This is a genomic window from Kitasatospora sp. NPDC043950 (genome assembly GCF_056435345.1).
This window is the reverse complement of the sequence record NZ_JBWKER010000035.1, coordinates 74,604-89,257: the sequence shown is the minus strand read 5'-3', so window position 1 is coordinate 89,257 and position 14,654 is coordinate 74,604. Positions and strand designations below refer to the sequence as shown.

Below are 14,654 nucleotides of genomic sequence, written 5' to 3'. Positions count from 1 at the left end.
GGTTCACTCGCTCCGGTGGTCGTCGGGGGTGGCGGGGCTGACGGGACCGCCGGGGGCCGGGGTCGCGGCCGGAACCTGGGCCCCGGCCGGGCGGCCGAGCCGGACGGTGTCGTCGGTCAGCAGGTCGGCGGCGCTCTCGCGGCGGCCCCTGGTCGGGTCGGGCGCGGGCCTCCCGTCGCCGACAGCGGGGCCGGGGTCGGGGTCGGGGGCCGGGGCGAGGGCCGACGCGGATCTGGCCAGGGCGCCGGGGCCGTCACGGAACAGCCGCTCCACGACGACGGTCGGGGTGGGCTCGGCGGGCTCGGCCTGGCGGGGGGTGGCGCCGAGGGCGGAGAGGGCGGTCGCGGCCGAGGCGGCCGGCAGGGCGCGGGTGGGCAGCGCCGCCTCGTCCCGGTGGTGGGCGGCCACCGGGCGGGCTTCCGGGCGGCGGGCGCCCCGGTGGCGCGGGACGGTGACGGCCTGGACGTCGGAGGCCGGTTCCTGAGCGGGCTCAGGGCCGGGTTCGGGGCCGGGTTCGGGACCCGGCTCGGCAGCGGTGGGGCCCGACTGGACACGGAGGTGGCCGGAGCGGCCCGATGCGACCGGCAGGGCGACCCGGGGCGCCGGCTGCTCGACCACCCGGTCGGCCAGCTCGTGCAGCAGGATGCCGTGGCGATAGGCGAGTTCACCGATCTCGGTACGGTCGACGCCCGCCACCGCGAGGCCCGCGCCGCCGTCCCGCCGCACCTCGGCGCCCTGACTGACCAGCAGGTCGGCCAGCCGCGCCATCTGCGGCCCGCGGACGGCCACTTCGGGGCTGAGCCTGGTCCGGCGGAACTCCGCCACCGGCTGGTCCGCCACCAGCCGGCCGCGGTCCAGCGTGATGACCCGGTCGGCGAGCTGCGCGGCCTCCTGCGGGGTGCGGGTGGTCACCAGGACCGTCCCGCCGGCGACGCCGAACGAGTGCAGGAAGGAGTGGAACCACTCGACGTTGCGCGGGGACAGGCCCTCGGTCGGCGCGTCCAGCAGCAGCGTGCCGGGGTCGCCGAGCAGGGCCGCGGCCAGGGCCAGCCGGCGGTGCATGCCGGGCGAGAAACTGCGCAGCCGCTGCCCGGCGACGGCGGCCAGCCGGGTCTGCTCCAGCAGTTCGTCGGCCCGCCGTGCGGGGGCGCCGACCGCCGCGGCCAGCATCCGCAGGTGGCCGTGCGCCTTGCGGCCCGGGTGGCCCGCCACGGCGGCCGCGCCCGGCCCGGGGCCGGGCAGCAGCACGCCGACCTCGCGCTCGGGGCGGCGCAGCCGGCGGTAGGTGCGACCGTCGAAGAGCGTGATGCCCTGGCCGCGTTCGAGTTCGAGCATCAGCCGCAGCGCGGTGGACTTGCCCGCGCCCTCGGCGCCGAGCAGCGCGGTCACCATGCCGGGCCGGGCGTCGAAGGTCAGATCGAGCACCGCGGGCGGCGCGCCCTTGCGGTAGACCTTGGTCAGTCCGGTGATCTGGATCATCGCTGCCTGCTCCCATGCCCTCGGCCGACCTGCCCGACGCGGGGCGCCCCCTGGTGTGTTGGCGCGTGCCAGCACGGCCCCGCGCCAGCACATTAGGGGCCGGTGGCGGAGATTCCGGGCATTACGGGAGCGGCGCGGGCCCGTCGGCCACCCACCTCACCCGATCAGGGGACAATCCGATCCTGCGATTCCCGGGTCGGGGGGAGTCGGCGGCGGGCCCGGGCCGGGTCAGGACTCCGGGCGCAGCATGGGCGGGTTGAGGACGGTCGCGCCGCCCGCGGTGAACAGCTGGGCGGGGCGGCCGCCCTGACGGGTCGTCGTGCCACCGGAGGGCAGCAGGAAGCCGGGGGTGCCGGTGACCTTGCGGTGGAAGTTCCGCGGGTCCAGGACCACGCCCCAGACCGCCTCGTAGACCCGGCGCAGCTCGCCGACGGTGAACTCGGTGGGGCAGAAGGCGGTGGCGAGGGAGGAGTATTCGATCTTGGAGCGGGCGCGTTCCACGCCGTCGGCGAGGATCAGCCCGTGGTCGAAGGCGAGCGGGACGCCGTCGACCGGGCTCCGGCCGAGCAGTTCGCCGACCGGGGCCCAGCGGGCACTGCTGGCGTCGCCGCCGGCCCGGGGGGTCGGCAGGTCGGGGGCGAGGACCAGGTAGGCGACGCTGACCACCCGCATCCGGGGGTCGCGCTGCGGGTGGCCGTAGGTGGCGAGCTGCTCCAGGTGGGCACCGGCCGCGCCGGGGCCGACCGCCTCGTGGCCGGGGGCGGAGTGTGCGCGCAGGCCGGTCTCCTCGGCCAGCTCCCGGGAGGCGGCCTCGGCCAGGCCCTCGTCCGGGCGGACGAAGCCGCCGGGCAGTGCCCAGTACCCCTGGAACGGCGGCTCGCCGCGTCTGACCAGCAGGGCGCAGAGCGCGTGGTCGCGCACCGTCAGCACCACCAGGTCAACCGTGACAGCGAACGGGGGGAAGGCCGACGGATCGTAGCGCGACATGGCGACGATCATAGTCGTCTCTCTGACGATAAGCACAGGCCTGTACACGGACCGCGCCCGGCCCTCCTGAGGTGTCGCCGGAGCCGGGCGGGCCCGGGCAGGGGTGTCAGCGGGCGCCCAGTTGCAGCTCCGCGGAGGCCTCCTCGACCATCGCCACGCCGATCCGGCTCACCCGGACCGAGAAGGGCTCGCCGGCGACCCGCAGGCCGGTCAGCTCCAGCTCGCCGAGCGGAGCGGTGCTGGCCGGGCGGACCAGGACCCGGCCGCCCGGCACGTCGGGGCGGACCCCGGCGAGCGCGAACACCGCGTGCGCGGCGCCGGCCGCCGAGACCGCTGCCGGGCGGCAGGCGGCCGGGTGCGGCACCGGCGGGCAGCCGGGGATCCGCTGCTCCCCCGCGTACATCTCGGGCAGCCGCCCCTCGTAGTGGGCGGCCGCGGCGAGCAGGCCCTCCAGCAGGGCGCCGGCCTCGTTCTCATGGCCGGCTTCGGCCAGCCCGGCGATCGCCAGCGCGGTCTCGTGGACCCGCACCGCGCCGCCGCGGTGGCCCAACGGGTTGAAGCGGGGGGACTTGGCGCTGAGCGTGCGCAGGCCCCAGCCGCTGTCCAGCTCCGGCGCGGCCAGGCGCTGGGCCAGCAGTCGGGTCTGTTCCCGGTCCAGCAGGCTCTCGTGCCGGCCGCCGTCGGCGGCGAGCCCGGTGTCCAGCAGGTGCACCAGGCAGGAGGCGACGGCCGGCAGCGGCTGGCCGCCCGGCGCCAGCGCGGCGGCGGGGCGTCCGCCGGAGAGGTCGTCGATCCAGAACCGCTCGCGGAAGCACCCGCGCAGTTCGGCGGCCCAACCGCGCCACTCCTCGGCGCCGGGGCGGCCGAAGGCCTCCAGCAGTTCGGCGCCGTGCAGGGCGGCGCGGTGGGCCTGCGCCTGGACCTCGGCCCGGGCAGCCACCGGGTGGGCGGCGCGGTCCTCCGCCGGGCGGCTGAGGTCGGTGACGAAGCCGTCGACCAGGCCCTCGCGGAGGGCGGCCAGGGCCCGCTCCGCGGCCGGGAGCAGGTCGGCGGTCTCCGCACGGGGCAGGCCCCAGCGCCAGGCCTCGGCCAGCACGGTGACGAACAGCAGGGTGGCCTCGGTGGCGGTGCAGGTGGGCGGCAGCTCGGGGCCGCCGTGCCGGAGGGCGCCGGGCAGCAGGCCTTCGGTGCGGCCCGGGGCGGCGGCGGGCTGCTGACGGCGGGCCAGCGCCCGGAGGGTGCCGGCGGCGAGCCGGGTGCCGAGCGGCAGGGTGAGCCGGGCGGCCCAGAGCGCGTCGGCCGGGGCGAGGCCGAAGCGCCAGGGCGCGCCGGAAGCCGGGTAGAGGTCGGTCGGGCGGTCCGGGTCGGCGAACAGCAGCCCGCCGAGGGCGTCCAGGGAGCGGGTGACCAGCAGGGCGGCCCGGGCGTCGTCGCTGCGGACCTCCGGTTGGGCCCAGGGCAGCGGCACGCCCGTGCCCCGCCCGCCGGGCGGCCGCGGGCCGGGGGCGGTGCTCTCCAGTTCGGCGCGCAGCTCGACCGACCAGCGGGCGCCGGGTTGCACCTCCAAGTCCCACCGGAGCACCCCGGCCCCGGCCAGCACCGCGTGCGGGGAGGGCTTGGCGCTGACCACCGCGCTGTGCGCCGGGCCGGCCCAGCGCAGCCCGGCGGACTGCACCTGGCCCGGCAGGTCGGCCGGGCGGTGCCCGGCGGCGATCTCGGCGACCGGGCCGAGGTCGGTGCCGAGGGCGATCTCCATCGGCAGCCGGGCGGGCCGGCCGCCGGTGTTGCGCACGATGACGGTCTCCACTCCGTCCGCGTGGCGCAGCCGCTCGACGGTGAGCGCCGGGTCCGGGTCGAGGTCGCCGGGGAGCCGGACGGCGCCGAGGAAGCGGGCCTGCGCGGTGCTGGTCAGGGCGCCCTGGAGCGGCAGCGGCTCCATGCCGCCCAGACGCAGCTCCATCCGGGCGAGCACCCGGACGCCGTTGCGGTAGAAGCCGTGCAGGCCGTGGCCGCGCAGCTGGCCGTCCGGTCCGGAGGCGGCCATCGCGGGGGCGTTGACGCAGAGCACCGCATGGTGGACGGCGGGGGGCTGCGGCCTTGGCGGGGCCGTGAGCCGACTCGGGCCGACGGGTGCCCCCGCCGGTCCGGCCGTCTGGACCTGGTCGGGACGGCCGACCGGTCTCGGCGCGCCGACCACGCTCTCGGCCGGCATGGCCTGTGGTGGCCTCATGGCGGTCACCGGACTCTCCTCCCCTCGGCGGTCCGGTGGCCTGGTCAGGCCGGTGGGCCGCGAGCACGCTCGATCGCGTGCTGATGGTGCCGGGCCGGCGGGGTGCCCCGTCGGCGGGTGTGCCGTGTCTGGCCGTACCCGGTGCCGGGCCGTGCCATGCGGTGCGCGGTACCGGGCCGGTACCGGCCCACCGCACCTTCGCGTCGGGCCCGCCGCGGTGCCCGGCGCGTCGTCAGGTCCGGTGGCCCGGACCGCCGGTGGCGCCCGACCCGTGGTCCGCGGCAGCGGCCGAGCCAGGTGACCCGAGCGGGCCCCGCACGCTCCGGTGCCCCGGCGCCGTGGCCGCCCCGCTCGGCGGGCGGTCCGCCCGGAACCTGCCGCCGGACGGCCGTCGGCCGGTCGCCGGGCCCCCGGGGTGAACGCCGCGCACCGCCTCCAGGTCACGCCCGGCGACGGGTGCGGCCCGTCGAGCCCGGCCCGCCGGGCGGTCGTGCCGCAGCCGTCGAGCCGTCACGGTCGGGCCGTCACCGGGCTGCCACCAGGGCGGCGCGGTCTCGCCGTCGGGTGGCGGCGGCAGCGTCCCGGCCCGCGGCCTGCCGTGCAACCCGCCCCGGCCCGGCATCGTATGCCTGGCCGAGTGGGCGGTGACCGTCGAACCGGTGCCCGACCGCGGTCAGGATACGGTGCGGGGGTCGCGGCGCCCGCACCCGGTGACCCCGTGAGCCGCGACCTGACCGCTGTGACCAGCAGAGACCGAGGAGTTGCATGTCCACCGTCAGCCGACTGCCCGGGATTGTTACGACCGACCACGTCTTCCAGGCCCCCCTCGACCACGCCGACCCGCAGGGCGAGCAGATCGAGGTGTACGCCCGCGAGGTGGTGGCCGCCGGCCGCGAGCAGGCCGACCTGCCCTGGCTGGTCTTCCTCCAGGGCGGGCCCGGCGGCAAGGCCGCCCGCCCGCTCGGCCGCGACGCCTGGCTGGAACGCGCCCTCGACGACTACCGGGTGCTCCTGCTCGACCAGCGCGGCACCGGTCGCTCCACGCCCGCGACCCGGCAGACCCTCGCCCGGCGCGGCGGTGCCCAGGAGCAGGCGGACTACCTGGCGCACTTCCGCGCGGACTCGATCGTGCGGGACGCCGAGCTGATCCGCCACCAGCTGCTCGGCGCGGACCGGCGCTGGAGCGTGCTCGGCCAGAGCTTCGGCGGCTTCTGCACCCTCACCTACCTCTCCTTCGCCCCCGAGGGCCTGGCCGAGGCCTTCATCACCGGCGGTCTGTCCGGCCTCGGCAGTTCGGCGGACGACGTCTACCGTGCCGCCTACCCGCGGGTGGTCCACAAGAACGAGGACCACTACGCCAGGTTCCCGCAGGACGTCGAGGCGGTACGGCGGATCGCCGCGCACCTCGCCGCCGCCCCCGCGACGCTGCCCGACGGCGGACTGCTGACCGTCGAGGCGTTCCAGGCCCTCGGGCTGATGCTCGGCGGCGGCAGCGGCTCCGGCACCCTGCACTACCTGCTGGAGGAGGCCTGGGTGGACGGCGCGACCGGCCCCGAGCTGTCCGACACCTTCCTGGCCGGTGTCCAGGCCAAGCTCTCCTTCGCGGAGGGCCCGCTGTACGCCGTGCTGCACGAGTCGATCTACGGCCAGCGCTCGGTGGACCAGGGCGGCACCGCCTGGTCTGCCGATCGGGTCCGCAAGGAGTTCCCGCAGTTCGACGCCCGGGCGGCGCTGGACTCCGGCGCACCGGTGCTGTTCACCGGGGAGATGATCTACCCCTGGATGTTCGACACCGACCCGGCGCTGCGCCCGCTGAAGGAGACCGCGGACCTGCTGGCCGCCCGCACCGACTGGCCCGACCTGTACGACCCGGCGCGGCTGGCCGCCAACACCGTCCCTGTCGTGGCGGCGGTCTACCACGACGACATGTACGTGAACACCGCCGACTCGCTGGCGACCGCCCGCGCGGTGCGCGGTCTGCGGACCTGGATCACCAACGAGTGGGAGCACGACGGCCTTCGGGCGAGCGGCGGCAAGGTGCTCGACCGCCTGATCAAGCTTGCGCACGGCGAGGCCTAGCGAAGCCCGCCCGGGCCGGGCGGCGAGGCTCCGGACGGCCCCTGACGGACGCCCGGCGAGGTCAGCGCGCATGGTGGGCTCCCCTCGCCGCCCGACGGACGCCCCGGCACCGGTGGCGCCCGACGGCCGACGGTGCGGCGGCCGCCCGGGACACCGCTGTCCGGCCGAGCCGCAGACCCCGGGCGGACCGCTGCCGGGGCACCGGAGCGCACCCGGGCACCGGTAGCAGGGCGAGCGGGCCCGGACCGTCCGGACGCGGAGCCGGCTCGGCGGGGCCGGCCGGGCCGACGGGGCCGTGCTCGGCCGCCGCCGCTGTGGCCTGAGCCGCCTTCGAGGCCTTCCGGCGGGCGGGCCGGCGGCGGCGTGAGGCCCCCGCCGGCCCGGGCAGCCCCGACGACCCACCGCGGCCGGCCTGGTTACCACCCGGGCCCTCGGTGGGCGCCGGCCCCGGTTCGCCACCGGGCGCCGGCACGGGCCCACCCGCCTCGCGCCGCCGACGCTGCGCCTCGACCGCCGCGAGCAGCGCGTCGGGCGTCATACCGTCGTTCAACGACTCGTACAGCAGCTCGGCCAGCAGGTAGGACGGGTCGAGCCGGAGGACGTGGCCCAGCACGACGCGGGCCGTCGCGGTGTCCCCCGCCACCCAGGAGGCCCAGGCCAGCAGGGTGAGCGGGGCCACCGCACAGCCCTCGTAGGGCGACACGGCGCGCCGGGCGAGGAAGCGCCAGAGCCGCTCGGCGGGCGCGAGCTCGGCGGGCCGGGCGTACTCGACTCCGCGATCCCGGGTGAGGCGGTCCCGCAGGGCGACCAGCAGCCGGGCCGCCCGCTCCTCGTCGAGCTCCCGGGCCCCGGCCGCGAACTCGGCGAAGGCCTGGTCGAGCAGGTCGGCACCCTGCTCCTGGACGGACGCGCCCCCGGAGCCCCCAGCGCCGTCAGCGCCGTTGGCGGCCTCAGCGGCCTCGGCCCGGGCGAGCGCCGCGCGCTGGGCGTCCGCCCCCGGCGGGCCGATCGGGGCCAGCCCGCCGATGATCGCCTTCCGGCTGCCACGCGGCGCGAGGCCGGCGAACGCCGCGGCGGCGGCCGCCGGGCCCGGGCCGGGGGCACGGCGGATCGGGTTGCCCGCCGGATCGCAGCACCCGGCGCGGCGACAGAGGAAGGACCACCAGCGGCCGTCCGAGACGCAGAGCGACTCTTTGACGGCCACCCCCCTGCGCCCGAAGGCCGCGCGGAGGTCGCCCGCCAGCGGCCGCAGGCCGTCCACCACCGGAGGGGCGTGCGCCGTGGTCCGATCCTGGCAGAGGTAGAGGAGCACTTGGACCGGCCGCTCGCCGTGCCTCTCGGAGAGGGCGACCAGCAGGGCGGCCGTCTCCTCCGCCGCAGCCGGCCACTGCTCGGGCGACTCCGGGACGTCCGCCCGGATCACTCCGCCCTGGTGCAGGTCGGGGCCCTGGAGGCCGACCGCGACGATGCTGTCGTCGGGGTAGAACCCCAGGAGGTAGGGCAGCAGCTCGGCCATGTCGGCCGGGCCGCGCATGGTGACCGGCCGGTGGCCGGAGGACGGGCCGAGGGTCAGGGTGACGCGCTCGTTGTTCATGACGCTCCCGTTGTTCATGACGCTCCGGTTGTTCGCGGCGTTCATGACCGGAAGCGTGACGCAATCCGAGAGACACACCGGATTTTTCTCTTTTCCTGTGGATAACCCCGCCCTCGTTTTCCGCTTCCCTCATTCGGAGCACACCGCGCCCACTCCCCCGGGTGATTAGTCGGCGGCCGTTCAGCTGAGGAGCTGATGAAATACATCCGGCCTCCACCTCTCCGCAGCCCCGGCATTCGCCCCATGTCAGCGGCTCGGGGTTACATGGACGCCATGCAGCAGTCCGAGAACCACACCACCGCTACCGCCGACCGCGCCGAGGTCCGGGCGCGGGCCGAGGCCGTCCTGCGCGAGCTCGCCGGGCCCGGTGCCGCCCTGCGCGAGGACCAGTGGACGGCCATCGAGGCCCTCGTGGTCGACCACCGCCGCGCCCTGGTCGTGCAGCGCACCGGCTGGGGGAAGTCCGCGGTCTACTTCATCTCCACCGCCCTGCTCCGGGCCCGGGGCGCCGGGCCGACGGTGATCGTCTCCCCGCTGCTCGCCCTGATGCGCAACCAGGTCGAGTCGGCGGCCCGGGCCGGCATCCACGCCCGGACCATCAACTCGGCCAACACCGACGAGTGGGACGAGATCCAGGCCGAGGTCTCCGCCGGGAAGGTCGACGTCCTGCTGGTCAGCCCCGAGCGGCTGAACAACCCCGACTTCCGCGACCAGGTGCTGCCCAAGCTCGCCGCCTCCACCGGCCTGCTCGTGGTCGACGAGGCCCACTGCATCTCGGACTGGGGCCACGACTTCCGCCCCGACTACCGCCGGCTGCGCACGATGCTCGCCGAGCTCCCGCCCGGCGTCCCGGTGCTGGCCACCACCGCCACCGCCAACGCCCGGGTCACCGCGGACGTCGCCGAGCAGCTCGGCACCGGCAGCACCGACGAGCACGCCCTGGTGCTGCGCGGACCCCTCGACCGGGAGAGCCTCACCCTGGGCGTGCTGCCCCTGCCCGACCCGGCGCACCGGCTGGCCTGGCTCGCCGACCACCTCGACCGGCTGCCGGGCTCGGGCATCGTCTACACCCTGACGGTGGCCGCCACCGAGGAGGTGACGGCCTTCCTCCGCGAGCGGGGCTTCCCGGTGGCCTCCTACTCCGGCCGCACCGAGGACGCCGAGCGCCGCACCGCCGAGGCCGACCTGCTGGCCAACCGGGTCAAGGCGCTGGTCGCCACCTCCGCGCTGGGCATGGGCTTCGACAAGCCCGACCTGGGCTTCGTGGTGCACCTGGGCTCGCCCAGCTCGCCGATCGCCTACTACCAGCAGGTCGGCCGGGCCGGGCGCGGCGTCGACCGGGCCGAGGTGCTGCTGCTGCCCGGGCGCGAGGACGAGGCGATCTGGCGCTACTTCGCCTCGCTGGCCTTCCCGCCGGAGGAACAGGTGCGCCGCACCATCGACGCACTGGCCGAGGCCGGCCGCCCGCTGTCCACCGCCGCGCTGGAGCCCCGGGTGGACCTGCGCCGCACCCGGCTGGAGACCATGCTCAAGGTGCTCGACGTGGACGGCGCCGTCCGCCGGGTCAAGGGCGGCTGGACGGCCACCGGGCAGAGCTGGGCGTACGACACCGCCCGGTACGCCAAGGTCGCGGCCTCCCGCGAGGCCGAACAGCGGGCGATGCGCGAGTACGCGGCGACCACCGGCTGCCGGATGGAGTTCCTGCGCCGCCAGCTGGACGACGAGCAGGCCCGTCCGTGCGGCCGGTGCGACAACTGCGCGGGGCCGCTGCACACCACCGAGGTCTCCGCCGAGGCGCTGGACGCGGCCCGGGCCGCCCTCGGCCGCCCGGGCATCAGCTTCGAGCCTCGCCGGCTCTGGCCCACCGGGATGGACTCCCTCGGCGTGCCCCTCAAGGGCCGGATCCCGGCGGGCGAGCAGGCCGAGAACGGGCGGGCGCTCGGCCGGCTGTCCGACATCGGCTGGGGCAACCGGCTGCGCACCCTGCTGGCCGACCAGGCCCCGGACGTACCGGTCCCCGGAGAGGCCGTGGACGCCCTGGTCGCGGTGCTCGCCGACTGGGCCCGCGGCCCCGGCGGCTGGGCCGGGCCCGCGACGGCGGACGGCGCCCGGTTGGAGCGGCCGGTCGGCGTGGTGGTCATGGCCTCCTCGACCCGCCCCCAGCTGGTGGGCAGCCTCGGTGCGCGGATCGCCGAGATCGGCCGGCTGCCGCTGCTCGGCCGGATCGAGTACGCCGACGGTCGGCCCCCGCACGGCGCGCGCAGCAACAGCGCCCAGCGACTGCACTCGCTGGCCGGCGCACTGACGCTGCCGCCGGAGGTGGCGCAGGCGGTGGCCGAGGCCGGCGGGCCGGTGCTGCTGGTGGACGACCTCGTCGACTCGGGCTGGACGGTCACCGTGGCCGCCAGGCTGCTGCGCCGTGCCGGGGCGAGCGCGGTGTTGCCCCTGGTGCTGGCCGTGCAGGGGTGACCGGGCGGCAGCGGGCCGCCACTCCACCCATCACTCGAATGGCCTAACGAAGGGAGAAGGCAGCCCACTCGCGAACACGCGGGACGCCGGAGCGGGGAAAGGAGTGGTCACCGTGCCGATAGCGGTTCACCGGACCCCGCACACGGTCTGGATCAAGGTCCAACGCCGCCCGAACGACGCTCGGAACACGGTGGAACATATCCGGCGGAACGTGGGCTTTCGGGTGGCGTTCATCGTTTCATCGTTGCCGCTCCACCCCGGATACCGCGAGAATTGGCGCGTACCCGAAACCCTGTCCGCTGGACCCGGCCTTCGGCGTACCCACGTACCCGCGTGCCAGTGGGTCAGGAAGGAGGATCGTGATCAACGGTATCGGCCGAGGTCAGCATCCCCTCGCCCGGAGTTCGGCGCCCAGACGGCTGCTGGACCTGGAGACCTGGACCGCCTCGGGGATCCCGTTGCTGCGCGACCCGCGCGAGTTCGTCGTGGAACTGCACCAGCGCCACCTGCCCCAGCCGGGCACGGTCGTGATCGCCGTCCTCAATGCGCTGCACCACGTGTCCGCCTCGGCCTCGTTCACGCCCTGGCCACACGACACCGACGGCTGGCAGCACCGCAACGCCGTGCTCACGCACCTGCGCCAGATCACCCCGCACGACCTGCGGCTGGCCGAACCGACCCGCACGGCCGTGCTGTTGCGCTGCCGCGAGGGCGCACCCGGCTGGACCGAACAGGACGGCGCCTGGATGTGGGCGCTGCGGGACGCGGCCGTCCTGCACGGCCTGCGCTGCGGCTCGTACATCGGGCTCACCCCGGCGGGCTGGCACGTCCTCGGGGACGGCCGGAGCGGACGCGATCCGCACGCGGGCTCGTGGGCGGACGGGGTGGTGCACACCGTCACGGAACTGCCGCCGCGCTCGGCGCTGGACGCCCCGCGCGGCCAGCGCGCCCGGCACCAGGCGGCCGAACGGGCCCAGCACGCCCGGCAGTCCGAGCACCCGTGGCCCCCGGCGCGGGTCGCCGCCGTCCAGCCGGCCCGGCGCACCGGCACCTGCTGACCCCACTGGTCCCGCCGACACCCACGGGCCGCGGCCACGGGCGACGCCACGATCGCAGACGATGCCACGGCCGGAGCCGACCCCAAGGCCCGACAGCCGACACCAGGACCAGGCACGGGCGCGAGACCAGGCACGGGCGCGAGACCAGCCACGGGTCGGCCCGCGCCCCGGACCGTACGCCCTCGCCGCCACCGGGGCACGACGGACCCGGGCCCGGCACCGTACGGCGCCGGCCCCGGGGTGGCTCCGTCGTGGTCAGGCGCCGATCGAACGGCCGGGCGCGGTTCCGGCCGCCCCGGTGGCGACCGGGCCGGCGTCACCGCAGACCACGAGCAGCGCGGTCGTGTGGCCGAGCGCCTTGGCGTGGGCCTCGGCGGCCCGGACGGCCGTCCCGCCGTTGACCACCAGGACGACCACCTCCCGGTGCACCGGGCGGGTCAGCGCGACGTCCGCGTAGAACACGTCGCCGCCCTCGGCGAGCTGCGCCCAGTAGCGCTCCTCACCGAAGGAGAGTTCGTGCTGCTGCCACGGGTGCGCCTCGCCGACCGTCAGCACCAGGATGTCGCCCGGGTCGCGGCCGGCGTCCAGCAGTCGGTCGACCGCGGCGTCCGCGCGTTCCAGCGCCCGCGCCGGGGTGGCGGCGACGCGCTGGATCTCGACCTGCGGTTCGGCGCCGCCCGAACGGCGCTGCGCCGGCGAGGGCTTGGGGATCAGTCGTGGCGAACCGGAACGGTCGGCGCGCGGGGGTGCCGGGCGCGGCGGTGCCGGACGGGGGCCGGGCACCGGAACGGCGGCGACGGTGGTGGGTGCGGTGGAAGAAGCGCCGCCGTTGGCAGGCGCGCGGAGGGCTTGTGCGTCCGACTCGCGGGGGAAGGGAACGCCGGGGCCCGGGAGGCTCTCGTGAATCTCCGACTCCTCGGGGAAGACAGGCATACCCGGATATCTATCAAATGCCGCTCGAACACGCACGCGCACCCCACCCATTGGGCACCGCACACCCACCGCCCCACCCAGGCAATTCCAGACGGACCGTCAGAAACCGAGCGTCAACTGTTCGTCGGCGGAGCCTTCGACCGCACCCGCGACGTCCCGGACGCGCTTCAGGTGCCGCCACTTCGGCAGCGCGTCCAGGTATGCCCAGGAGAGCCGGTGATGCCCGGTGGGGCCGAACTCCTCCAGCGCGGCGCGGTGCACCGGGGACGGGTAGCCGGCGTTGTCCGCGAAGCCGTATTCCGGGCATTCCTCGCCGAGTTCGGCCATCAGCCCGTCGCGGTGGACCTTGGCGAGCACCGAGGCGGCGGAGACGCAGATGCAGGACTGGTCACCCTTGATCACCGTGCGCACCCGCCAGGGGCCGCCCAGGTAGTCGTGCTTGCCGTCCAGGATCACCGCGTCGGGCTCGACCGGCAGCGCCTCCAACGCGCGGACGGCGGCCAGCCGCAGCGCCGCCGTCATGCCGAGTTCGTCGCACTCCTGCGGCGAGGCATGGCCGAGCGCGTAGGCGGTGACCCAGTCGGCGAGGACCGGGGCGAGCGCGCGGCGGCGCAGTTCGGTGAGCAGCTTGGAGTCGGTCAGCCCCTCCGGAGCCTTGCGCAGGCCGGTGACGGCCGCGCCCACGGTGACCGGGCCGGCCCAGGCGCCGCGCCCGACCTCGTCCAGGCCGACGACGATCTTGGCGCCGGCCCGGCGGAGCGAGCGCTCGACGGAGTGCGTCGGCGGGACGATGGGCATCGCGAGTTCCGTTCGGCGGAGGGGCAGCCCGTTCAGCTGGGCAGCATCCAGCCTAAGCCCCGCCGCTCAGCCGCCCGGGCCGGCTGCCGACAGCCCCGCCCGCGGAGCCACAGCAGCGGCCGCACTCAGGCGCGGATCAGCGGGTACAGCACCTCGTCCAGCAGCCGGGCCCCGAAGTCCGGCCCCGTGTTCTCCCGGCCGCAGATCTTCACCTGGTAGAGCAGCATCGCCGGGACGACGTCCGCGACCAGCGCGGTGGCCGCGCCGGGCCGGACGTCGCCGCGGTCGGCGCCGCGGCGCAGGATCGCCAGGATGGTCTCCTTGGTCGGCTCGATCACCCGCTGGCCGATGAAGTCCTTGAACACCTCGGCCCGTTCATGGTCGATCTCGCCCATCAGCGTCTGGATCGCGGCGCCCGTCGGGGAGTTCATCGCGCCCATGAACACCTCGATGAGCTGCCGCAATTCGAGATCCGCGGACCCGAGGTCGGGGGTGTCGTAGGGGCGTGGGAGAGTGGCGTCCAGGGCGTCGATGACCAGTTCGTCCTTGGACGCCCAGCGCCGGTAGAGCGCGGCCTTCCCGGTCCGCGCCGCGCCGGCGACGCCTTCCATCGTCAGCCGCGCGTATCCGCCGGAGGTGAGCTGGTCGATCGTGGCCTCGAAGATCGCGTTCTCCAACTCCTTCCCCCGGCGCCGCACCGGCCGCGTGAGGGCCTCGCGGGCGACCCGCATCGGGCAGTGAGCCGCCGGCTCGGGCATCGCCCCCGGTCGCGCCGCGGGTGACGGGGGCGCGTCCGCCGCCGCAAGCGGTCGGGCGCCCGCCCGACCGGTCGCCCGGTCCGCCGTCAGACGCCGCACCAACCGATCCATCGCCACCATCCTTAGGGAACGCTTGCGTTCACAATCAGGCCCAGGATATCGTCCACATTAGTGAACGATCCCGTTCCTTCCTAGCCCGCGCCAGACCGTGGGCTCACGCCGGACCAGTCGGTCCGCAGCGTACGAAGCACGCAGCCAGGCACATAGCC

10 protein-coding genes are annotated in these 14,654 nt (G+C 76.1%); 3 read left to right on the top strand and 7 right to left on the bottom strand.

All coding sequences use genetic code 11. The annotated features are described in order from the left end of the window. Window positions 1-3: 3 nt before the first annotated feature. The 3 genes from AC07BF_RS23460 to AC07BF_RS23450 all read right to left on the bottom strand — a co-directional run bounded on the left by AC07BF_RS23460 (window position 4) and on the right by AC07BF_RS23450 (window position 4,696). Window positions 4-1,479 (bottom strand): ATP-binding cassette domain-containing protein, encoded by a 1,476-nt coding sequence (locus AC07BF_RS23460; RefSeq protein WP_400808528.1) that lies wholly within the window; start codon window positions 1,477-1,479, stop codon window positions 4-6. Between the two features lie 228 nt (window positions 1,480-1,707). Next, window positions 1,708-2,466, bottom strand: a complete 759-nt coding sequence (locus tag AC07BF_RS23455; RefSeq protein WP_350880113.1) for an NUDIX hydrolase — start codon at window positions 2,464-2,466, stop codon at window positions 1,708-1,710. A 106-nt stretch (window positions 2,467-2,572) separates the two neighbouring features. Beyond that, the gene (locus tag AC07BF_RS23450; RefSeq protein WP_363630379.1) at window positions 2,573-4,696 is read right to left on the bottom strand and encodes an amylo-alpha-1,6-glucosidase; all 2,124 of its coding nucleotides are present in this window, start codon (window positions 4,694-4,696) and stop codon (window positions 2,573-2,575) included. Window positions 4,697-5,461: 765 nt separating this feature from the next. Between AC07BF_RS23450 and AC07BF_RS23445 the strand changes: the two genes are divergently transcribed. Next, entirely contained in the window at window positions 5,462-6,775 is a 1,314-nt protein-coding gene (locus AC07BF_RS23445) for an alpha/beta fold hydrolase (protein ID WP_400988757.1), read from the top strand. Window positions 6,776-6,836: 61 nt separating this feature from the next. Here the strand turns inward: AC07BF_RS23445 and AC07BF_RS23440 are convergent, their stop codons facing one another. Then, window positions 6,837-8,414, bottom strand: coding sequence for a DUF4192 domain-containing protein (locus AC07BF_RS23440; RefSeq protein WP_400988756.1), 1,578 nt, complete (start codon window positions 8,412-8,414; stop codon window positions 6,837-6,839). Window positions 8,415-8,642: 228 nt separating this feature from the next. Between AC07BF_RS23440 and AC07BF_RS23435 the strand changes: the two genes are divergently transcribed. Together AC07BF_RS23435 and AC07BF_RS23430 are read left to right on the top strand one after the other, a co-directional pair. Then, a complete protein-coding gene (locus AC07BF_RS23435) occupies window positions 8,643-10,838 on the top strand; it encodes a RecQ family ATP-dependent DNA helicase (RefSeq protein ID WP_363630335.1) in 2,196 nt (731 codons plus the stop codon). Window positions 10,839-11,197: 359 nt separating this feature from the next. After that, entirely contained in the window at window positions 11,198-11,896 is a 699-nt protein-coding gene (locus AC07BF_RS23430; protein ID WP_363584530.1) for a hypothetical protein, read from the top strand. Between the two features lie 255 nt (window positions 11,897-12,151). Here the strand turns inward: AC07BF_RS23430 and AC07BF_RS23425 are convergent, their stop codons facing one another. The 3 genes from AC07BF_RS23425 to AC07BF_RS23415 all read right to left on the bottom strand — a co-directional run bounded on the left by AC07BF_RS23425 (window position 12,152) and on the right by AC07BF_RS23415 (window position 14,304). Continuing rightward, a complete protein-coding gene (locus AC07BF_RS23425; RefSeq protein ID WP_363584532.1) occupies window positions 12,152-12,829 on the bottom strand; it encodes a hypothetical protein in 678 nt (225 codons plus the stop codon). A 99-nt stretch (window positions 12,830-12,928) separates the two neighbouring features. Further along, complete coding sequence (locus tag AC07BF_RS23420; RefSeq protein WP_363584534.1) at window positions 12,929-13,627, bottom strand: ribonuclease HII; 699 nt, start codon at window positions 13,625-13,627, stop codon at window positions 12,929-12,931. 125 nt (window positions 13,628-13,752) lie between these two features. Next, the gene (locus AC07BF_RS23415) at window positions 13,753-14,304 is read right to left on the bottom strand and encodes a TetR/AcrR family transcriptional regulator (RefSeq protein ID WP_363584536.1); all 552 of its coding nucleotides are present in this window, start codon (window positions 14,302-14,304) and stop codon (window positions 13,753-13,755) included. Window positions 14,305-14,654 lie beyond the last annotated feature (350 nt).